We start from the raw sequence: 15,429 nt of genomic DNA, 5'->3' as shown, positions 1-15,429 counted from the left end.
GCGGGCCGGGGCCCCGGTCGTGGGAGGATCGGGGCGGCGGGCCAGGGCCGCGCACCCGGTCGCGCCGTCGCAGTTCCAGGCGCGAGCATGAGGAGCACCGTTGAGCAGGTTGCGCTGGCTGACCGCGGGGGAGTCGCACGGCCCCGCACTCGTGGCGACGCTGGAGGGTCTTCCCGCCGGTGTCCCGATCACCACGGAGATGGTGGCGGACGCACTCGCCCGGCGACGGCTCGGTTATGGCCGCGGTGCGCGGATGAAGTTCGAGAAGGACGAGGTCACCTTCCTCGGCGGGGTGCGCCACGGACTGACCATGGGCTCCCCGGTCGCCGTGATGGTGGGCAACACCGAGTGGCCCAAGTGGGAGCAGGTCATGGCGGCCGACCCGGTCGACCCCGCCACCCTGGCCGAGCTGGCCCGCAACGCCCCGCTGACCCGCCCGAGGCCCGGCCACGCCGACCTCGCGGGCATGCAGAAGTACGGCTTCGACGAGGCCCGGCCGATCCTGGAGCGCGCCAGCGCCCGGGAGACGGCGGCCCGCGTCGCGCTCGGCACCGTGGCGCGCTCGTACCTCAAGGAGACCACGGGCATCGAGATCGTCAGCCATGTCGTCGAGCTGGCCGCGGCCAAGGCGCCCTACGGTGTCTACCCGACGCCCTCCGACGTCGAGCGGCTCGACGCCGACCCGGTGCGCTGCCTGGACGCCGACGCGAGCGAGGCGATGGTCGCGGAGATCGACCAGGCCCACAAGGACGGCGACACCCTCGGCGGCGTCGTCGAGGTCCTGGCGTACGGCGTGCCCGTCGGCCTCGGCTCGCACGTGCACTGGGACCGGCGGCTCGACGCCCGGCTCGCCGCCGCGCTGATGGGCATCCAGGCCATCAAGGGCGTCGAGGTCGGCGACGGCTTCGACCTGGCCCGGGTGCCCGGCTCCCAGGCGCACGACGAGATCCTGGTCACCGAGGACGGCATCAAGCGCGCCTCCGGCCGTTCCGGCGGCACCGAGGGCGGTCTCACCACCGGTGAGCTGCTGCGGGTCCGCGCGGCGATGAAGCCGATCGCGACCGTCCCCCGCGCGCTCGCCACCGTCGACGTCGTCACCGGCGAACCGGCCAAGGCCCACCACCAGCGCTCCGATGTCTGTGCCGTTCCGGCCGCGGGCATCGTCGCCGAGGCGATGGTCGCGCTGGTCCTCGCCGACGCCGTCGCGGAGAAGTTCGGCGGCGACAGCGTCGCCGAGACCCGGCGCAACGTGGAGTCGTACCTCGACCACCTCCACATCCGATGAGCGGCCCGCTGGTCGTCCTCGTCGGCCCCATGGGCGTCGGCAAGTCCACGGTCGGGGAGCTGCTCGCCGGGCTGCTCTCCACCGGTTACCGGGACACCGACGCGGACGTGGTCGCCGTCGCCGGGAAGCCGATCCCGGAGATCTTCTTCGACGAGGGCGAGGAGCACTTCCGCGCGCTGGAGCGGCAGGCGGTGCGCACCGCCCTCGCCGAGCACACCGGCGTCCTCTCCCTCGGCGGCGGCGCGGTGCTCGACGACACCACCCGCGCGCTGCTCGCCGGACACCCCGTCGTCTACCTCTCGATGGACGTCGAGGAGGCCGTGAAGCGCGTCGGGCTGAACACCGCCCGCCCGCTGCTCGCCGTCAACCCGCGCCGGCAGTGGCGCGAGCTGATGGAGGCCCGCCGCCCTCTGTACACCGAGGTGGCGCGGGCGACCGTCGCCACCGACGGACGCACCCCCGACGAGGTCGCCCGCGCGGTCCTCGACGCACTGGAACCGCAGGAACGCGGGGACGGCCCCGCCGCCCCCGGCCAGGAGAAGACATGACCGAGCAGGCCCCCACCCGTATCGCGATCGCCGGCAGCGCGGGCACCGACCCGTACGAGGTGCTGGTCGGCCGGCAGCTGCTGGGCGAACTGCCCACGCTCATCGGCGACCGCGCCAAGCGCGTCGCGGTCCTCCACCCCGAGGCGCTCGCCGAGACCGGCGGGGCGGTCCGCCAGGACCTCGCCGACCAGGGCTACGAGGCCATCGCGATCCAGCTGCCGAACGCCGAGGAGGCCAAGACCGCCGAGGTCGCGGCGTACTGCTGGAAGGCGCTGGGCCAGACCGGCTTCACCCGCACCGACGTGATCGTCGGCGTCGGCGGCGGCGCCACCACCGATGTCGCCGGATTCGTCGCGGCGACCTGGCTGCGCGGGGTGCGCTGGATCGCCGTGCCCACCACCGTGCTCGGCATGGTCGACGCGGCCGTCGGCGGCAAGACCGGCATCAACACCGCCGAGGGCAAGAACCTCGTCGGCGCCTTCCACCCGCCGGCCGGGGTCCTGTGCGACCTCGCCGCGCTGGACTCGCTGCCCGTCCACGACTACGTCAGCGGCATGGCCGAGGTCATCAAGGCCGGATTCATCGCCGACCCCGTCATCCTCGACCTGGTCGAGGCGGACCCGGAGGGCGCCCGTACGCCCACCGGACCGCACACCGCCGAGCTGATCGAACGGGCCATCAGGGTCAAGGCCGAGGTCGTCTCCGGCGACCTCAAGGAGTCCGGGCCGCGCGAGGTCCTCAACTACGGCCACACCCTGGCCCACGCCATCGAGAAGAACGAGCGCTACAAGTGGCGGCACGGCGCGGCCGTCTCGGTCGGCATGGTCTTCGCCGCCGAACTGGGCCGGCTGGCCGGACGCCTCGACGACGCCACCGCCGACCGGCACCGCGCCGTCCTGGCCTCCGTCGGGCTGCCGCTCACCTACCGGGGCGACCAGTGGCCCCGGCTGCTGGAGACCATGAAGGTCGACAAGAAGTCCCGCGGCGACCTGCTGCGCTTCATCGTCCTCGACGGCCTCGGCAAGCCCACCGTCCTGGAGGGCCCCGACCCGGCCGTACTGCTCGCCGCGTACGGGGAGGTGTCGGCGTGACGCGCCGGGTGCTCGTCCTCAACGGGCCGAACCTCGGCCGCCTCGGCTCCCGCGAGCCGGACGTCTACGGAGCCACCTCCTACGCCGGACTCGTCGACGCCTGCCGGAGCCTCGGCAAGGAGCTGGGCTTCGACGTCGAGGTCCGGGAGACCAACGACGAGGGCGAGCTGATCCGCTGGCTCCACGAGGCCGCCGACGGTTCGATTCCGGTCGTTCTCAACCCGGGGGCCTTCACGCACTACTCGTACGGGATGCGGGACGCGGCGGCCCAGCGCACCGCGCCGCTGATCGAGGTGCACATCTCCAACCCGTACGCGCGGGAGGAGTTCCGCCACCACTCCGTGGTCGCACCGGTGGCCACGGGAACCGTCGCCGGGTTCGGCATCGACTCCTACCGCCTCGCCCTGCGCGCCCTGGCGGACGGGCCCGCCGACTGACGGACCGGAGGATTCCCGGCCGTTCGGGCACTGCGGCGGCTTCCCGCCCGTTGTCCCTGTGGCGGCCGGGAACGGTACGGTTGCCGTCCCACCAGCGCCAGTTGACTGTACGAGACGGAGTGGCACCGGATGCAGCACGCAGTGGGGGCCCCGCTGCCGCCGCCCCAGGGCCCCGCGGGCGGACCTGGCGGCTGGTCGCACCAGGCCCAGCACCCCGGCCCGCCCCTGCCGGCGGGCCCGCCGCCCGCCGCCCCGCCCGCCCCCGGCGGGTGGAGCGGCCCGGCCCCGCAGCACGCCCCCGGGCCTCCCCCCAGGGAGACCACCGGGCATGTCCAGCTGCCGCCGGGCGGCCCGGTGCCGCTGCCCGCGCCGCCCGCCGAGCCCGGCACCGGCAGCGCGACCCTCGCCGTCCTGCTGATCGGCCCCGCCGGCGCCGGCAAGACCACCGTCGCCAAGCTCTGGGCCAGCCGCCGCCGGGTCCCCACCGCCCATGTGAGCCTCGACGACGTCCGTGAGTGGGTCTGCTCCGGCTTCGCCGACCCGCAGGCCGGGTGGAACGACCACTCCGAGGCGCAGTACCGCCTGGCCCGCCGCACCTGCGGCTTCGCCGCCCGCAACTTCCTCGCCAACGGCATCTCCTGCATCCTCGACGACGCGGTCTTCCCCGACCGGCCGGTCGTCGGCCTCGGGGGCTGGAAGCGCCATGTCGGCCCCGGGCTCCTGCCGGTCGTCCTGCTGCCCGGCCTGGAGATCGTCCTGGAGCGCAACGCCGAGCGCAGCGGCAACCGCCGCCTCTCGGACGAGGAGGTCGCCAGGATCCACGGCAGGATGGCCGGCTGGTACGGCTCCGGGCTCCCGATCATCGACAACTCGACCTACGACGTCGAGACCACCGCCCGGGTCCTGGACGACATCCTCGCCCGGTCCATAGCCTCCCCGCCGAGCTGGTGAATTCCCACCCCCCGGTCGGCTGCGCTGACCGCGCGGGCGCGCGCCCCCGCTCGTAGGCTCGTGGCATGTCAGAGGTGTACGCCGTCCGCCGCGGAGCGCTCCGCGACCGGTGCGCCGCCGCGGGTGCCGCGGCCGCCCTGGTCTCCCGCCCCGCCAACGTCCGCTATCTCGCGGGCGGTGCGCCACCGGGAGCCGTGCTGCTGCTCGGCCCCGGCGAGGACGTGCTGTTCTCGCCGCGCGAACCGGGCGGCGAGCACACCGAGGGGCGGACCGACGACCGGCTGCGGGTGTCGGTGCTGCCCGTCGCGGGCGGGGACCCGGCGGTGGCGGCCGCCGATCTGGCCGGTTCCTCCGGAGTGGAGTCCCTCGCCGTGGAGGAGCACCATCTGACGGTCGCCCGCCACCGCGCCATGGGCTCCGTCGCGCCGAGACTGCGGCTGGCCGACCTCGGGACCGCCGTCGAGCAGCAGCGGGTGGTCAAGGACGAGGAGGAAATCGCCTGTCTGCGGATCGCCGCCGAGATCACCGACCAGGCCCTGGGCGAACTCCTGGAGTCCATCCTGGTCGGCCGCACCGAGCGGCATCTCGCCCTGGAGCTGGAGCGCCGTCTGGTGGACCACGGCGCCGACGGCCCCGCCTTCGCCACCTCGGTGGCCACCGGGCCGAATTCCGGCCGGGGCCGCCACCACCCCTCGGACCGACGGGTCGAGGAAGGGGATTTCCTCTCCGTCTGTCTGGGCGCGAGCTACCGCGGCTACCGTTGCGAGATCGGCCGCACCTTCGTCATCGGGACGGCGCCGGCCGACTGGCAGATCGAGCTCTACGACCTCGTTTTCGCCGCTCAGCGGGCCGGCCGCGAGGCGCTCGTGCCGGGCGCCGCCTACCGGGACGTGGACCACGCGGCCCGGAATCTGCTGGACTCCGCGGGGCACGGCGGGAGCCTGGCGCCCTGGACCGGGCACGGGGTGGGACTCGAAATCGACGAGGACCCGCAGTTGGCACCTGCGGCCATGGGTAAACTGGACGCTTGTGTGCCGGTCACCGTCGAACCGGGGGTCCACCTCCCGGGCCGGGGCGGAGTCCGGATCGATGACACGCTCGTCGTGCGCCCCGAGGCGGACGGCGGACCCGAGCTACTCACCATCACGACCAAGGAGCTGCTCGCGCTCTAGCGCGGATCCTCGGTCGTCCACCAGCTTCAGCCCAGGAGATTCCGCAACCGTGGCTTCCACGAACGACCTCAAGAACGGCATGGTGCTCAAGCTCGACGGAGGCCAGCTCTGGTCCGTCGTCGAGTTCCAGCACGTCAAGCCCGGCAAGGGCCCGGCCTTCGTGCGCACCAAGCTCAAGAACGTGCTCTCCGGCAAGGTCGTCGACAAGACGTTCAACGCCGGTGTGAAGGTCGAAACGGCCACCATCGACCGTCGCGACATGCAGTTCTCCTACATGGACGGCGACTACTTCGTCTTCATGGACATGGAGACCTACGACCAGCTCCACGTGGACCGCAAGGCCGTCGGCGACACCGCCAACTTCCTGATCGAGGGCTTCACCGCCTCCGTGGCGCAGCACGAGGGCGAGGTGCTCTACGTCGAGCTCCCGGCCGCCGTCGAGCTCGTCATCCAGGAGACCGAGCCGGGCGTCCAGGGCGACCGCTCCACCGGTGGCACCAAGCCCGCCACCCTGGAGACCGGCCACCAGATCCAGGTCCCGCTCTTCATCACCACCGGTGAGAAGATCAAGGTCGACACCCGCACCAGCGACTACCTCGGCCGGGTGAACAGCTAACCGTGGCCGCCCGGAACAAGGCCCGCAAGCGCGCCTTCCAGATCCTCTTCGAGGCCGACCAGCGCGGTGAGTCCGTGCTGACGGTCCTCGCGGACTGGGTGCGGCACTCGCGGTCCGACACCCGTCAGCCGCCGGTCGCCGAGTACACGATGGAGCTCGTCGAGGGGTACGCGAAGTACGCGAACCGGATCGACGACCTCATCGTGACGTACGCCGTGGACTGGGAGATCGACCGCATGCCGGTCGCCGACCGGAACATCGTGCGCCTCGGTGCCTACGAGCTGATCTGGGAGGACGGTACGCCGGACGCGGTGGTGATCGACGAGGCGGTCCAGATCGCCAAGGAGTTCTCCACCGATGACTCCCCGTCCTTCGTGAACGGGCTGCTGGCCCGCTTCAAGGACCTCAAGCCGAACCTCCGCCGGGAGCAGTAGCCCGGGGGCGTTCAGCCGACGAAGGGGCCCGCGGTCTCCGTGACCGCGGGCCCCTTCGGCATGCGACGGGCGGGGCGGCGGGCACGAAAAAACCGTGCCGGCACGGGCACCCGATGGGGTGAACCCGCGCCGGCACGGCGGTGGATCTTCTCTGCGGGCCTCAGCCCTCTTCGTGGGATACGGCGCGGCGCGCGTCCGCGTCCAGCACGCCCCAGCTGATCAACTGCTCCGTGAGCACGGAGGGCGACTGGTCGTAGATCACGGCCAGGGTGCGCAGGTCGTCCTGGCGGATCGACAGCACCTTGCCGTTGTAGTCGCCGCGCTGGCTCTGGATCGTCGCGGCGTAGCGCTGGAGCGGACCGGCCTTCTCCGGCGGCACGTGGGCCAGCCGCTCCAGGTCCAGGACCAGCTTCGGCGGCGGCTCGGCGGCACCGCCGGGCGTCGTACCGGGCAGCAGCTCCTGCACCGGGACCCCGTAGAAGTCCGCGAGCTCAGCGAGGCGCTGCACGGTCACGGCACGGTCGCCGCGCTCGTACGAACCGACCACGACGGCCTTCCAGCGGCCCTGGGACTTCTCCTCCACGCCATGGAGGGAGAGACCCTGCTGGGTGCGGATGGCACGGAGTTTGGCCCCGAGCTGTTTTGCGTATTCGCTGGACATAAAGCTCCCCGGACGCTGGGACGTTGCGCGGCTCCGCCGCGTTGCTGGTAACTCACTGTGAGGTTACGCAGCGTTACTTGGTTGCGTCAAGCTGAAAGGGTGCGGACGGGCATCCCGGGGGTCCCGCCAGGGGCCGACGCAAGCCCTGGTAACGTGGATGACGCAATTTCGACGTCCTTTAAGGTCCGTCCCGTGAGGCGGAGAAGGAGGTCCGTTTCTTATGGACGCACAGTACGAAGCCACCGGCAACGCGGCACGCCCCGTTCTGGAGGCCCCGGACATCGCCCGGGTTCTGACCCGTATCGCCCACGAGATCGTCGAACGCGCCAAGGGCGCCGACGACGTGGTGCTCCTCGGCATTCCGACGCGCGGCGTCTTCCTCGCCCGTCGGCTCGCCGAAAAGCTCGAAGAGATCACCGGCGGAAAGATGCCGGTCGGCTCCCTCGACATCACGATGTACCGCGACGACCTGCGGCTGCGCCCGGCGCGCGCCCTGGCCCGCACCGACATCCCCGGTGAGGGCATCGAGGGCCGCCTGGTCGTCCTGGTCGACGACGTCCTCTTCTCGGGTCGCACGATCCGCGCCGCGCTCGACGCCCTGGGCGACATCGGCCGCCCGCGCGCGGTGCAGCTCGCCGTCCTGGTCGACCGGGGCCACCGCGAACTCCCGATCCGCGCCGACTACGTCGGCAAGAACCTCCCCACGTCGCTGCGGGAGACGGTCAAGGTCCTGCTCGCCGAGGAGGACGGCCGGGACGCCGTGCTGCTCGGTGACGGCCGGACCGCCCCCACGGGCGAGCAGTAGCTCCCGCCACCCCCGTACGGCCCGTCGCAGGTCCGTACGGCTGCTCACGCACGCCCGCATGCCTGAACCCTCCATCCCTTCGGAGAACACCCAGATGAAGCGCCACCTCATCTCGGCCGCCGACCTCACCCGCGACGACGCCGTCCTGATCCTCGACACCGCCGAGGAGATGGCCCGGGTCGCCGACCGGCCGATCAAGAAGCTCCCCACCCTCCGCGGCCGTACCGTCGTCAACCTCTTCTTCGAGGACTCGACGCGTACCCGCATCTCCTTCGAGGCCGCGGCCAAGCGCCTGTCGGCCGACGTCATCAACTTCTCCGCGAAGGGTTCGTCCGTCTCCAAGGGCGAATCGCTCAAGGACACCGCGCTGACCCTGGAGGCGATGGGCGCCGACGCCGTCGTCATCCGGCACGGCGCCTCCGGGGCCCCGTACCGCCTCGCCACCTCCGGCTGGATCGACGGCGCCGTCGTCAACGCCGGTGACGGCACCCACGAGCACCCCACCCAGGCCCTCCTGGACGCCTTCACGATCCGCCGCCGGCTGCTCGGGGCCGACAGCGGCCTCGGCCGCGACCTCGAAGGCCGCCGGGTCACCATCGTCGGCGACATCCTGCACAGCCGGGTGGCCCGCTCCAACGTCCACCTGCTGAACACCCTGGGCGCCCGGGTCACCCTGGTGGCCCCGCCGACCCTGGTCCCGGTCGGTGTCGAGCAGTGGCCCTGCGAGGTCAGCTACGGCCTCGACGAGGTGCTGCCGAAGTCCGACGCGGTGATGATGCTGCGTGTGCAGCGTGAACGGATGAACGCCGCGTACTTCCCCACCGAGCGCGAGTACTCCCGCCGCTACGGCCTGGACGCCGACCGGATGGCGCGGATGCCCGAGGACGCCATCGTCATGCACCCCGGCCCGATGGTGCGTGGCATGGAGATCACCGCCGAGGTCGCCGACTCCGGCCGGTGCACGGCCGTCGAGCAGGTCGCCAACGGCGTATCCATCCGCATGGCCGTCCTGTACCTGCTGCTCGGCGGGTACGAATCCGCTGCCCCGTCCCGTACCGAGGAGAACAAGTAACCATGAGCAAGACCCTGATCCGCGGCGCGCGCGTCCTCGGCGGCGAGCCCCAGGACGTCCTCCTCGACGGCGAGACCGTCGCGGCCGTCGGCACCGGACTCGACGCCACCGGCGCGACCGTCGTCGAGGCCGCCGGGCAGGTCCTGCTGCCCGGCCTGGTCGACCTCCACACCCATCTGCGCGAGCCGGGCCGCGAGGACTCCGAGACGGTCCTGACCGGTACGAAGGCGGCCGCGGTCGGCGGCTTCACCGCCGTGCACGCCATGGCCAACACCTTCCCCGTCGCCGACACCGCCGGTGTGGTCGAGCAGGTCTGGCGGCTCGGCCGGGAGTCCGGCTACTGCGACGTCCAGCCGGTCGGCGCCGTCACCGTCGGCCTGGAGGGCAGGAAGCTCGCCGAGCTGGGCGCCATGCACGACTCGGCGGCCGGCGTGAAGGTCTTCTCCGACGACGGCAAGTGCGTCGACGACGCGGTGATCATGCGCCGGGCCCTGGAGTACGTGAAGGCGTTCGACGGCGTCGTCGCCCAGCACGCCCAGGAGCCCCGCCTCACCGAGGGCGCCCAGATGAACGAGGGCGTCGTCTCCGCCGAGCTCGGACTGGGCGGCTGGCCCGCCGTCGCCGAGGAGTCGATCATCGCCCGCGACGTGCTGCTCGCCGCCCACGTCGGCTCCCGGGTGCACATCTGCCACCTGTCGACCGCCGGTTCCGTGGACATCGTCCGCTGGGCCAAGTCCAAGGGCTGGAACGTCACCGCCGAGGTCACCCCGCACCACCTGCTCCTCACCGACGAGCTCGTGCGCACCTACGACCCGGTCTACAAGGTGAACCCGCCGCTGCGCACCGAGGCCGACGTCATGGCGCTGCGCGAGGCGCTCGCCGACGGCACCATCGACTGCGTCGCCACCGACCACGCCCCGCACCCGCACGAGGACAAGGACTGCGAGTGGGCCGCCGCCGCCATGGGCATGGTGGGCCTGGAGACCGCGCTCTCCGTCGTCCAGCAGACGATGGTCGACACCGGGCTGCTCGACTGGGCCGGGGTCGCCGACCGGATGTCGTTCCGTCCGGCCGTCATCGGACGGCTCGACGGACACGGCCGGCCCGTCGCGGCGGGGGAACCCGCCAACCTCACCCTGGTCGATCCGGCTTACCGTGGTGTCGTGGACCCCGCGGGCTTCGCCTCCCGCAGCCGCAACACTCCGTACGAGGGGCGCGAGCTGCCGGGCCGAGTCACCCACACCTTCCTGCGGGGCCGTGCAACGGTCGTCGACGGGAAGCTCGCGTGACATCACTCATCTCTCTCCACCAGCTCGCTGCCGAACGGAAGTCCGCCGAGGTCACCGACTGGTCCGCCCGGATCAGCTGGGTCATCGCACTGGCCGTCCTGATCGCCTTCGTCTACTGGCTGATGCGCCAGGGATGGAAGTGGCGGGGCAGCCTCCAGTCGGACCTGCCGGAACTGAGCACCACCCCGGAAGGGTTCGCGGACGACCAGCCGCTGCTCACCCTGACCGGCCGCTACCACGCCTCCACCACCGCGGGGCAGTGGCTCGACCGGATCGTCGCCCACGGGCTGGGCACCCGCAGCCGGGTGGAGCTCACCCTGACCCGGCGGGGCCTGGACGTGGTCCGCCCCGGTGCCGCCGACTTCTTCGTACCGGCCGAAGCCCTGCGCGAGGCCCGGCTCGACAAGGGCATCGCGGGCAAGGTCCTCCCCGAGGGCGGCCTGCTGATCATCACCTGGGCCCACGGCGACAAGCTGATCGACTCCGGCTTCCGCTCCGACCACTCGGCCGAGCACCGGGCCTGGGTCGAAGCCGTCAACCAACTCACCATCACCGCAACGGAAGGCGCCGCACGATGACGATCTCCACCCGGGGGGCCGCCAAGGCCCCCGCCGTACTCGTCCTGGAGGACGGCCGCACATTCCGCGGCCGTGCCTACGGGGCCGTGGGGGAGACCTTCGGCGAGGCGGTTTTCTCCACCGGCATGACCGGCTACCAGGAGACGCTGACCGACCCCTCCTACCACCGCCAGGTCGTCGTGATGACCGCCCCGCACGTCGGGAACACCGGGGTCAATGACGAGGACCCCGAGTCCGGCCGCATCTGGGTCTCCGGCTACGTCGTCCGCGACCCCGCCCGGACCCCCTCCAACTGGCGCTCGCGCCGCTCCCTCGACGAGGAGCTGGAGCGCCAGGGCGTCGTCGGCATCAGCGGCATCGACACCCGCGCCCTCACCCGCCACCTGCGCGAGCGCGGCGCCATGCGCGTCGGCATCTTCTCCGGCGACGCCGTCGCCGACGAGGCCACGCTGCTGGCCCGGGTCCAGGAGGCCCCCGAGATGGTGGGCGCCGACCTCTCCGCCGAGGTCGCCACCAAGGAGGCGTACGTCGTCCCCGCGATCGGCACCAAGAAGTTCACCGTCGCCGCGATCGACCTCGGCATCAAGGGCATGACCCCGCACCGGATGGCCGAGCGCGGCATCGAGGTGCACGTGCTGCCCGCCACCGCCACCCTGGAGGACGTCTACGCGGTCGGGCCCGACGGCGTGTTCTTCTCCAACGGCCCCGGCGACCCCGCCACCGCCGACCACCCGGTCTCCGTCATGCGCGGCGTCCTGGAGCGGAAGACCCCGCTCTTCGGCATCTGCTTCGGCAACCAGATCCTGGGCCGCGCCCTCGGCTTCGGCACCTACAAGCTGAAGTACGGCCACCGCGGCATCAACCAGCCCGTGCAGGACCGCACGACCGGCAAGGTCGAGGTCACCGCGCACAACCACGGCTTCGCCGTCGACGCCCCGCTCGACAAGGTGTCCGACACCGACTTCGGCCGCGCCGAGGTCTCCCACGTCTGCCTGAACGACCAGGTCGTCGAAGGACTCCAGCTGCTCGACCAGCCGGCCTTCAGCGTCCAGTACCACCCCGAGGCGGCAGCGGGCCCGCACGACGCCGCGTACCTCTTCGACCGCTTCGTATCCCTGATGGAGGGCCAGCGTGCCTAAGCGCTCCGATATCCAGTCCGTCCTGGTCATCGGCTCCGGCCCGATCGTCATCGGCCAGGCCGCCGAGTTCGACTACTCCGGCACCCAGGCCTGCCGCGTCCTCAAGGCCGAGGGCCTGCGCGTCATCCTGGTCAACTCCAACCCGGCGACGATCATGACCGACCCGGAGATCGCCGACGCCACCTACGTCGAGCCGATCACCCCCGAGTTCGTCGAGAAGATCATCGCCAAGGAGCGCCCCGACGCGCTGCTCCCCACCCTGGGCGGCCAGACCGCGCTCAACACCGCGATCTCCATGCACGAGAACGGTGTCCTGGAGAAGTACGGCGTCGAGCTGATCGGCGCCAACGTCGAGGCCATCAACAAGGGCGAGGACCGCGACCTCTTCAAGGGCGTCGTCGAGGCCGTCAAGGAGAAGATCGGGTACGGCGAGTCCGCCCGCTCGGTCATCTGCCACTCCATGGACGACGTCCTCGCCGGCGTCGAGACGCTCGGCGGCTACCCCGTCGTCGTCCGCCCCTCCTTCACCATGGGCGGCGCCGGCTCCGGCTTCGCCCACGACGAGGCGGAGCTGCGCCGCATCGCCGGCCAGGGCCTCACGCTCTCCCCGACCACCGAGGTGCTCCTGGAGGAGTCCATCCTCGGCTGGAAGGAGTACGAGCTGGAGCTGATGCGCGACAGGAACGACAACGTCGTGGTCGTCTGCTCCATCGAGAACTTCGACCCGATGGGCGTCCACACCGGCGACTCGATCACCGTCGCCCCGGCGATGACGCTCACCGACCGCGAGTACCAGCGGCTGCGCGACGTCGGCATCGCGATCATCCGCGAGGTCGGCGTCGACACCGGCGGCTGCAACATCCAGTTCGCGATCGACCCGAAGGACGGCCGGGTCATCGTCATCGAGATGAACCCGCGCGTCTCCCGCTCCTCGGCGCTGGCCTCCAAGGCCACCGGCTTCCCGATCGCCAAGATCGCCGCCAAGCTGGCCGTCGGCTACACGCTCGACGAGATCCCCAACGACATCACCGAGAAGACCCCGGCCTCCTTCGAGCCCACCCTCGACTACGTCGTCGTCAAGGCCCCGCGGTTCGCCTTCGAGAAGTTCCCGTCCGCCGACTCCACCCTCACCACCACCATGAAGTCGGTGGGCGAGGCCATGGCGATCGGCCGGAACTTCACCGAGGCGCTCCAGAAGGCGCTCCGCTCGCTGGAGAAGAAGGGCTCGCAGTTCGCCTTCACCGGCGAGCCGGGCGACAAGGCCGAGCTGCTGGCCGAGGCCGTCCGCCCGACCGACGGCCGGATCAACACCGTCATGCAGGCGATCCGGGCCGGAGCCACCCAGGAGGAGGTCTTCGAAGCGACGAAGATCGACCCCTGGTTCGTCGACCAGCTCTTCCTGATCAAGGAGATCGCCGACGAGATCGCCACCGCCGACGAGCTGGGCGCCGAACTGCTCGCCGAGGCCAAGCGGCACGGCTTCTCCGACGCCCAGATCGCCGACATCCGCAGCCTGCGCGAGGACGTCGTGCGCGAGGTGCGGCACGCGCTGGGCATCCGCCCGGTCTACAAGACGGTCGACACCTGCGCCGCCGAGTTCGCCGCGAAGACGCCGTACTTCTACTCCAGCTACGACGAGGAGACCGAGGTCGCGCCGCGCACCAGGCCCGCGGTGATCATCCTCGGCTCCGGCCCCAACCGCATCGGCCAGGGCATCGAGTTCGACTACTCCTGCGTCCACGCCTCCTTCGCGCTGAGCGACGCGGGCTACGAGACCGTGATGGTCAACTGCAACCCGGAGACCGTCTCCACCGACTACGACACCTCCGACCGCCTGTACTTCGAGCCGCTGACGCTGGAGGACGTGCTGGAGATCGTCCACGCGGAGACCCTCGCCGGCCCGGTCGCGGGCGTCGTCGTCCAGCTCGGCGGCCAGACCCCGCTCGGCCTCTCCCAGGCGCTCAAGGACAACGGCGTGCCGGTCGTCGGTACGTCCCCGGAGGCGATCCACGCCGCCGAGGACCGCGGCGCATTCGGCCGGGTCCTCGCCGAGGCCGGACTCCCGGCCCCGAAGCACGGCACCGCCACCACCTTCGACGGGGCCAAGGCCATCGCCGACGAGATCGGCTACCCCGTCCTCGTCCGCCCCAGCTACGTGCTCGGCGGCCGGGGCATGGAGATCGTGTACGACGAGGCGCGGCTCTCCTCGTACATCGCCGAGTCCACCGAGATCAGCCCCACCCGGCCGGTCCTGGTCGACCGCTTCCTCGACGACGCGATCGAGATCGACGTCGACGCGCTCTACGACGGCACCGACCTGTACCTCGGCGGCGTCATGGAGCACATCGAGGAGGCCGGTATCCACTCCGGCGACTCCGCCTGCGCGCTGCCCCCGATCACGCTCGGCGGCCACGACATCAAGCGGCTGCGGGTCTCCACCGAGGCCATCGCCAAGGGCGTCGGCGTCCGTGGGCTGATCAACATCCAGTTCGCGCTCTCCGGCGACATCCTCTACGTGCTGGAGGCCAACCCGCGCGCCTCGCGCACCGTCCCCTTCACCTCGAAGGCGACCGCGGTGCCGCTGGCCAAGGCCGCCGCCCGCATCTCGCTCGGCGCCACCATCGCCGAGCTGCGCGCCGAGGGCCTGCTCCCGGCCAACGGCGACGGCGGCACCCTGCCGATGGACGCGCCGATCTCCGTCAAGGAGGCCGTCATGCCGTGGTCGCGCTTCCGCGACATCCACGGCCGCGGTGTCGACACCGTCCTCGGCCCGGAGATGCGCTCCACCGGCGAGGTCATGGGCATCGACTCCGTCTTCGGCACGGCGTACGCCAAGTCGCAGGCGGGCGCCTACGGGCCGCTGCCGACCAAGGGCCGCGCCTTCATCTCGGTGGCCAACCGGGACAAGCGCTCGATGATCTTCCCGGCGCGCGAGCTCGTCGCCCACGGCTTCGAGCTGCTCGCCACCTCCGGCACCGCCGAGGTCCTCAAGCGCAACGGCATCAACGCCACCGTCGTGCGCAAGCAGTCCGAGGGCCCCGGCCCGCAGGGCGAGAAGACCATCGTCCAGCTCATCCACGACGGCGAGGTCGACCTCATCGTCAACACGCCGTACGGCACCGGCGGCCGCCTCGACGGCTACGAGATCCGCACCGCGGCCGTGGCCCGGTCCGTGCCCTGCCTGACGACGGTCCAGGCGCTCGCCGCCGCCGTCCAGGGCATCGACGCGCTCACCCACGGAGGCGTCGGCGTCGGTTCGCTCCAGGAACACGCCCGACACCTGACCGCGGCCCGCGACTAGCACACCGGCAGACGGGGGGACACCGGCAACGGTGTCCCCCCTCTCCACGA

The 15,429-nt window shown here is 71.7% G+C and carries 15 protein-coding genes; 14 read left to right on the top strand and 1 reads right to left on the bottom strand.

Annotation, left to right across the window (positions count from 1 at the left end; translation table 11 throughout):
• The first annotated feature begins 100 nt into the window (after nucleotides 1-100).
• The 8 genes from aroC to nusB all read left to right on the top strand — a co-directional run bounded on the left by aroC (nucleotide 101) and on the right by nusB (nucleotide 6,534).
• Nucleotides 101-1,285 (top strand): chorismate synthase, encoded by a 1,185-nt coding sequence (gene aroC, locus ACWC97_RS17420; RefSeq protein WP_352277412.1) that lies wholly within the window; start codon nucleotides 101-103, stop codon nucleotides 1,283-1,285.
• On the top strand, nucleotides 1,282-1,833 hold the full coding sequence (locus tag ACWC97_RS17415) for a shikimate kinase (RefSeq protein ID WP_352277411.1): 552 nt from the start codon (nucleotides 1,282-1,284) through the stop codon (nucleotides 1,831-1,833). The genes aroC and ACWC97_RS17415 overlap by 4 nt, the downstream gene beginning before the upstream one ends.
• Nucleotides 1,830-2,924 carry a 3-dehydroquinate synthase gene (aroB, locus tag ACWC97_RS17410; RefSeq protein ID WP_352277409.1) on the top strand — a complete coding sequence of 365 codons (1,095 nt, stop codon included), beginning with the start codon at nucleotides 1,830-1,832 and terminating at the stop codon, nucleotides 2,922-2,924. The genes ACWC97_RS17415 and aroB overlap by 4 nt, the downstream gene beginning before the upstream one ends.
• The gene (gene aroQ / locus ACWC97_RS17405; protein WP_352277408.1) at nucleotides 2,921-3,361 is read left to right on the top strand and encodes a type II 3-dehydroquinate dehydratase; all 441 of its coding nucleotides are present in this window, start codon (nucleotides 2,921-2,923) and stop codon (nucleotides 3,359-3,361) included. Before aroB ends, aroQ begins: the two co-directional genes overlap by 4 nt.
• A 129-nt stretch (nucleotides 3,362-3,490) precedes the next feature.
• Nucleotides 3,491-4,312 (top strand): Pro-rich N-terminal domain-containing protein, encoded by an 822-nt coding sequence (locus ACWC97_RS17400; protein WP_352277407.1) that lies wholly within the window; start codon nucleotides 3,491-3,493, stop codon nucleotides 4,310-4,312.
• A gap of 65 nt (nucleotides 4,313-4,377) precedes the next feature.
• Nucleotides 4,378-5,484 (top strand): M24 family metallopeptidase, encoded by a 1,107-nt coding sequence (locus ACWC97_RS17395; RefSeq protein ID WP_450650134.1) that lies wholly within the window; start codon nucleotides 4,378-4,380, stop codon nucleotides 5,482-5,484.
• Between the two features lie 49 nt (nucleotides 5,485-5,533).
• Entirely contained in the window at nucleotides 5,534-6,100 is a 567-nt protein-coding gene (efp, locus tag ACWC97_RS17390; RefSeq protein ID WP_352277403.1) for an elongation factor P, read from the top strand.
• 2 nt (nucleotides 6,101-6,102) lie between these two features.
• Nucleotides 6,103-6,534, top strand: a complete 432-nt coding sequence (gene nusB, locus ACWC97_RS17385; protein WP_352277401.1) for a transcription antitermination factor NusB — start codon at nucleotides 6,103-6,105, stop codon at nucleotides 6,532-6,534.
• Between the two features lie 160 nt (nucleotides 6,535-6,694).
• On the opposite strand, the gene bldD is transcribed toward nusB, so the two are convergent.
• On the bottom strand, nucleotides 6,695-7,195 hold the full coding sequence (gene bldD / locus ACWC97_RS17380; protein ID WP_326696507.1) for a transcriptional regulator BldD: 501 nt from the start codon (nucleotides 7,193-7,195) through the stop codon (nucleotides 6,695-6,697).
• Nucleotides 7,196-7,415: 220 nt separating this feature from the next.
• Here bldD and pyrR point away from each other — a divergent pair, with 220 nt between their 5' ends.
• The 6 genes from pyrR (at nucleotide 7,416) to carB (ending at nucleotide 15,379) form a co-directional block, all read left to right on the top strand.
• On the top strand, nucleotides 7,416-8,000 hold the full coding sequence (pyrR, locus tag ACWC97_RS17375) for a bifunctional pyr operon transcriptional regulator/uracil phosphoribosyltransferase PyrR (RefSeq protein WP_352277400.1): 585 nt from the start codon (nucleotides 7,416-7,418) through the stop codon (nucleotides 7,998-8,000).
• 94 nt (nucleotides 8,001-8,094) lie between these two features.
• Nucleotides 8,095-9,072 (top strand): aspartate carbamoyltransferase catalytic subunit, encoded by a 978-nt coding sequence (locus tag ACWC97_RS17370; RefSeq protein WP_450650386.1) that lies wholly within the window; start codon nucleotides 8,095-8,097, stop codon nucleotides 9,070-9,072.
• A gap of 2 nt (nucleotides 9,073-9,074) precedes the next feature.
• Nucleotides 9,075-10,361 (top strand): dihydroorotase, encoded by a 1,287-nt coding sequence (locus ACWC97_RS17365; protein ID WP_352277399.1) that lies wholly within the window; start codon nucleotides 9,075-9,077, stop codon nucleotides 10,359-10,361.
• Complete coding sequence (locus tag ACWC97_RS17360) at nucleotides 10,358-10,939, top strand: PH-like domain-containing protein (protein WP_450650130.1); 582 nt, start codon at nucleotides 10,358-10,360, stop codon at nucleotides 10,937-10,939. The genes ACWC97_RS17365 and ACWC97_RS17360 overlap by 4 nt, the downstream gene beginning before the upstream one ends.
• A complete protein-coding gene (carA, locus tag ACWC97_RS17355) occupies nucleotides 10,936-12,078 on the top strand; it encodes a glutamine-hydrolyzing carbamoyl-phosphate synthase small subunit (protein WP_352277396.1) in 1,143 nt (380 codons plus the stop codon). Before ACWC97_RS17360 ends, carA begins: the two co-directional genes overlap by 4 nt.
• A complete protein-coding gene (carB, locus tag ACWC97_RS17350; protein ID WP_352277395.1) occupies nucleotides 12,071-15,379 on the top strand; it encodes a carbamoyl-phosphate synthase large subunit in 3,309 nt (1,102 codons plus the stop codon). Before carA ends, carB begins: the two co-directional genes overlap by 8 nt.
• The last annotated feature ends 50 nt before the right edge of the window (nucleotides 15,380-15,429 follow it).

The organism is Streptomyces sp. NPDC001108 (assembly GCF_053598535.1).
The sequence above is the reverse complement of the archived record's forward strand: the minus strand, read 5'-3'. Positions and strand labels throughout refer to the sequence as shown.

Excerpts from the sequence above, each read along its gene's own strand:
- ACWC97_RS17415 (WP_352277411.1), top strand. The coding sequence starts at position 1,282 with ATGAGCGGCCCGCTGGTCGTCCTCGTCGGCCCCATGGGCGTCGGCAAG.
- aroB (WP_352277409.1), top strand. The coding sequence starts at position 1,830 with ATGACCGAGCAGGCCCCCACCCGTATCGCGATCGCCGGCAGCGCGGGC.
- ACWC97_RS17400 (WP_352277407.1), top strand. The coding sequence starts at position 3,491 with ATGCAGCACGCAGTGGGGGCCCCGCTGCCGCCGCCCCAGGGCCCCGCG.
- ACWC97_RS17395 (WP_450650134.1), top strand. The coding sequence starts at position 4,378 with ATGTCAGAGGTGTACGCCGTCCGCCGCGGAGCGCTCCGCGACCGGTGC.
- bldD (WP_326696507.1), bottom strand. The coding sequence starts at position 7,195 with ATGTCCAGCGAATACGCAAAACAGCTCGGGGCCAAACTCCGTGCCATC.
- pyrR (WP_352277400.1), top strand. The coding sequence starts at position 7,416 with ATGGACGCACAGTACGAAGCCACCGGCAACGCGGCACGCCCCGTTCTG.
- ACWC97_RS17370 (WP_450650386.1), top strand. The coding sequence starts at position 8,095 with ATGAAGCGCCACCTCATCTCGGCCGCCGACCTCACCCGCGACGACGCC.
- ACWC97_RS17365 (WP_352277399.1), top strand. The coding sequence starts at position 9,075 with ATGAGCAAGACCCTGATCCGCGGCGCGCGCGTCCTCGGCGGCGAGCCC.
- carA (WP_352277396.1), top strand. The coding sequence starts at position 10,936 with ATGACGATCTCCACCCGGGGGGCCGCCAAGGCCCCCGCCGTACTCGTC.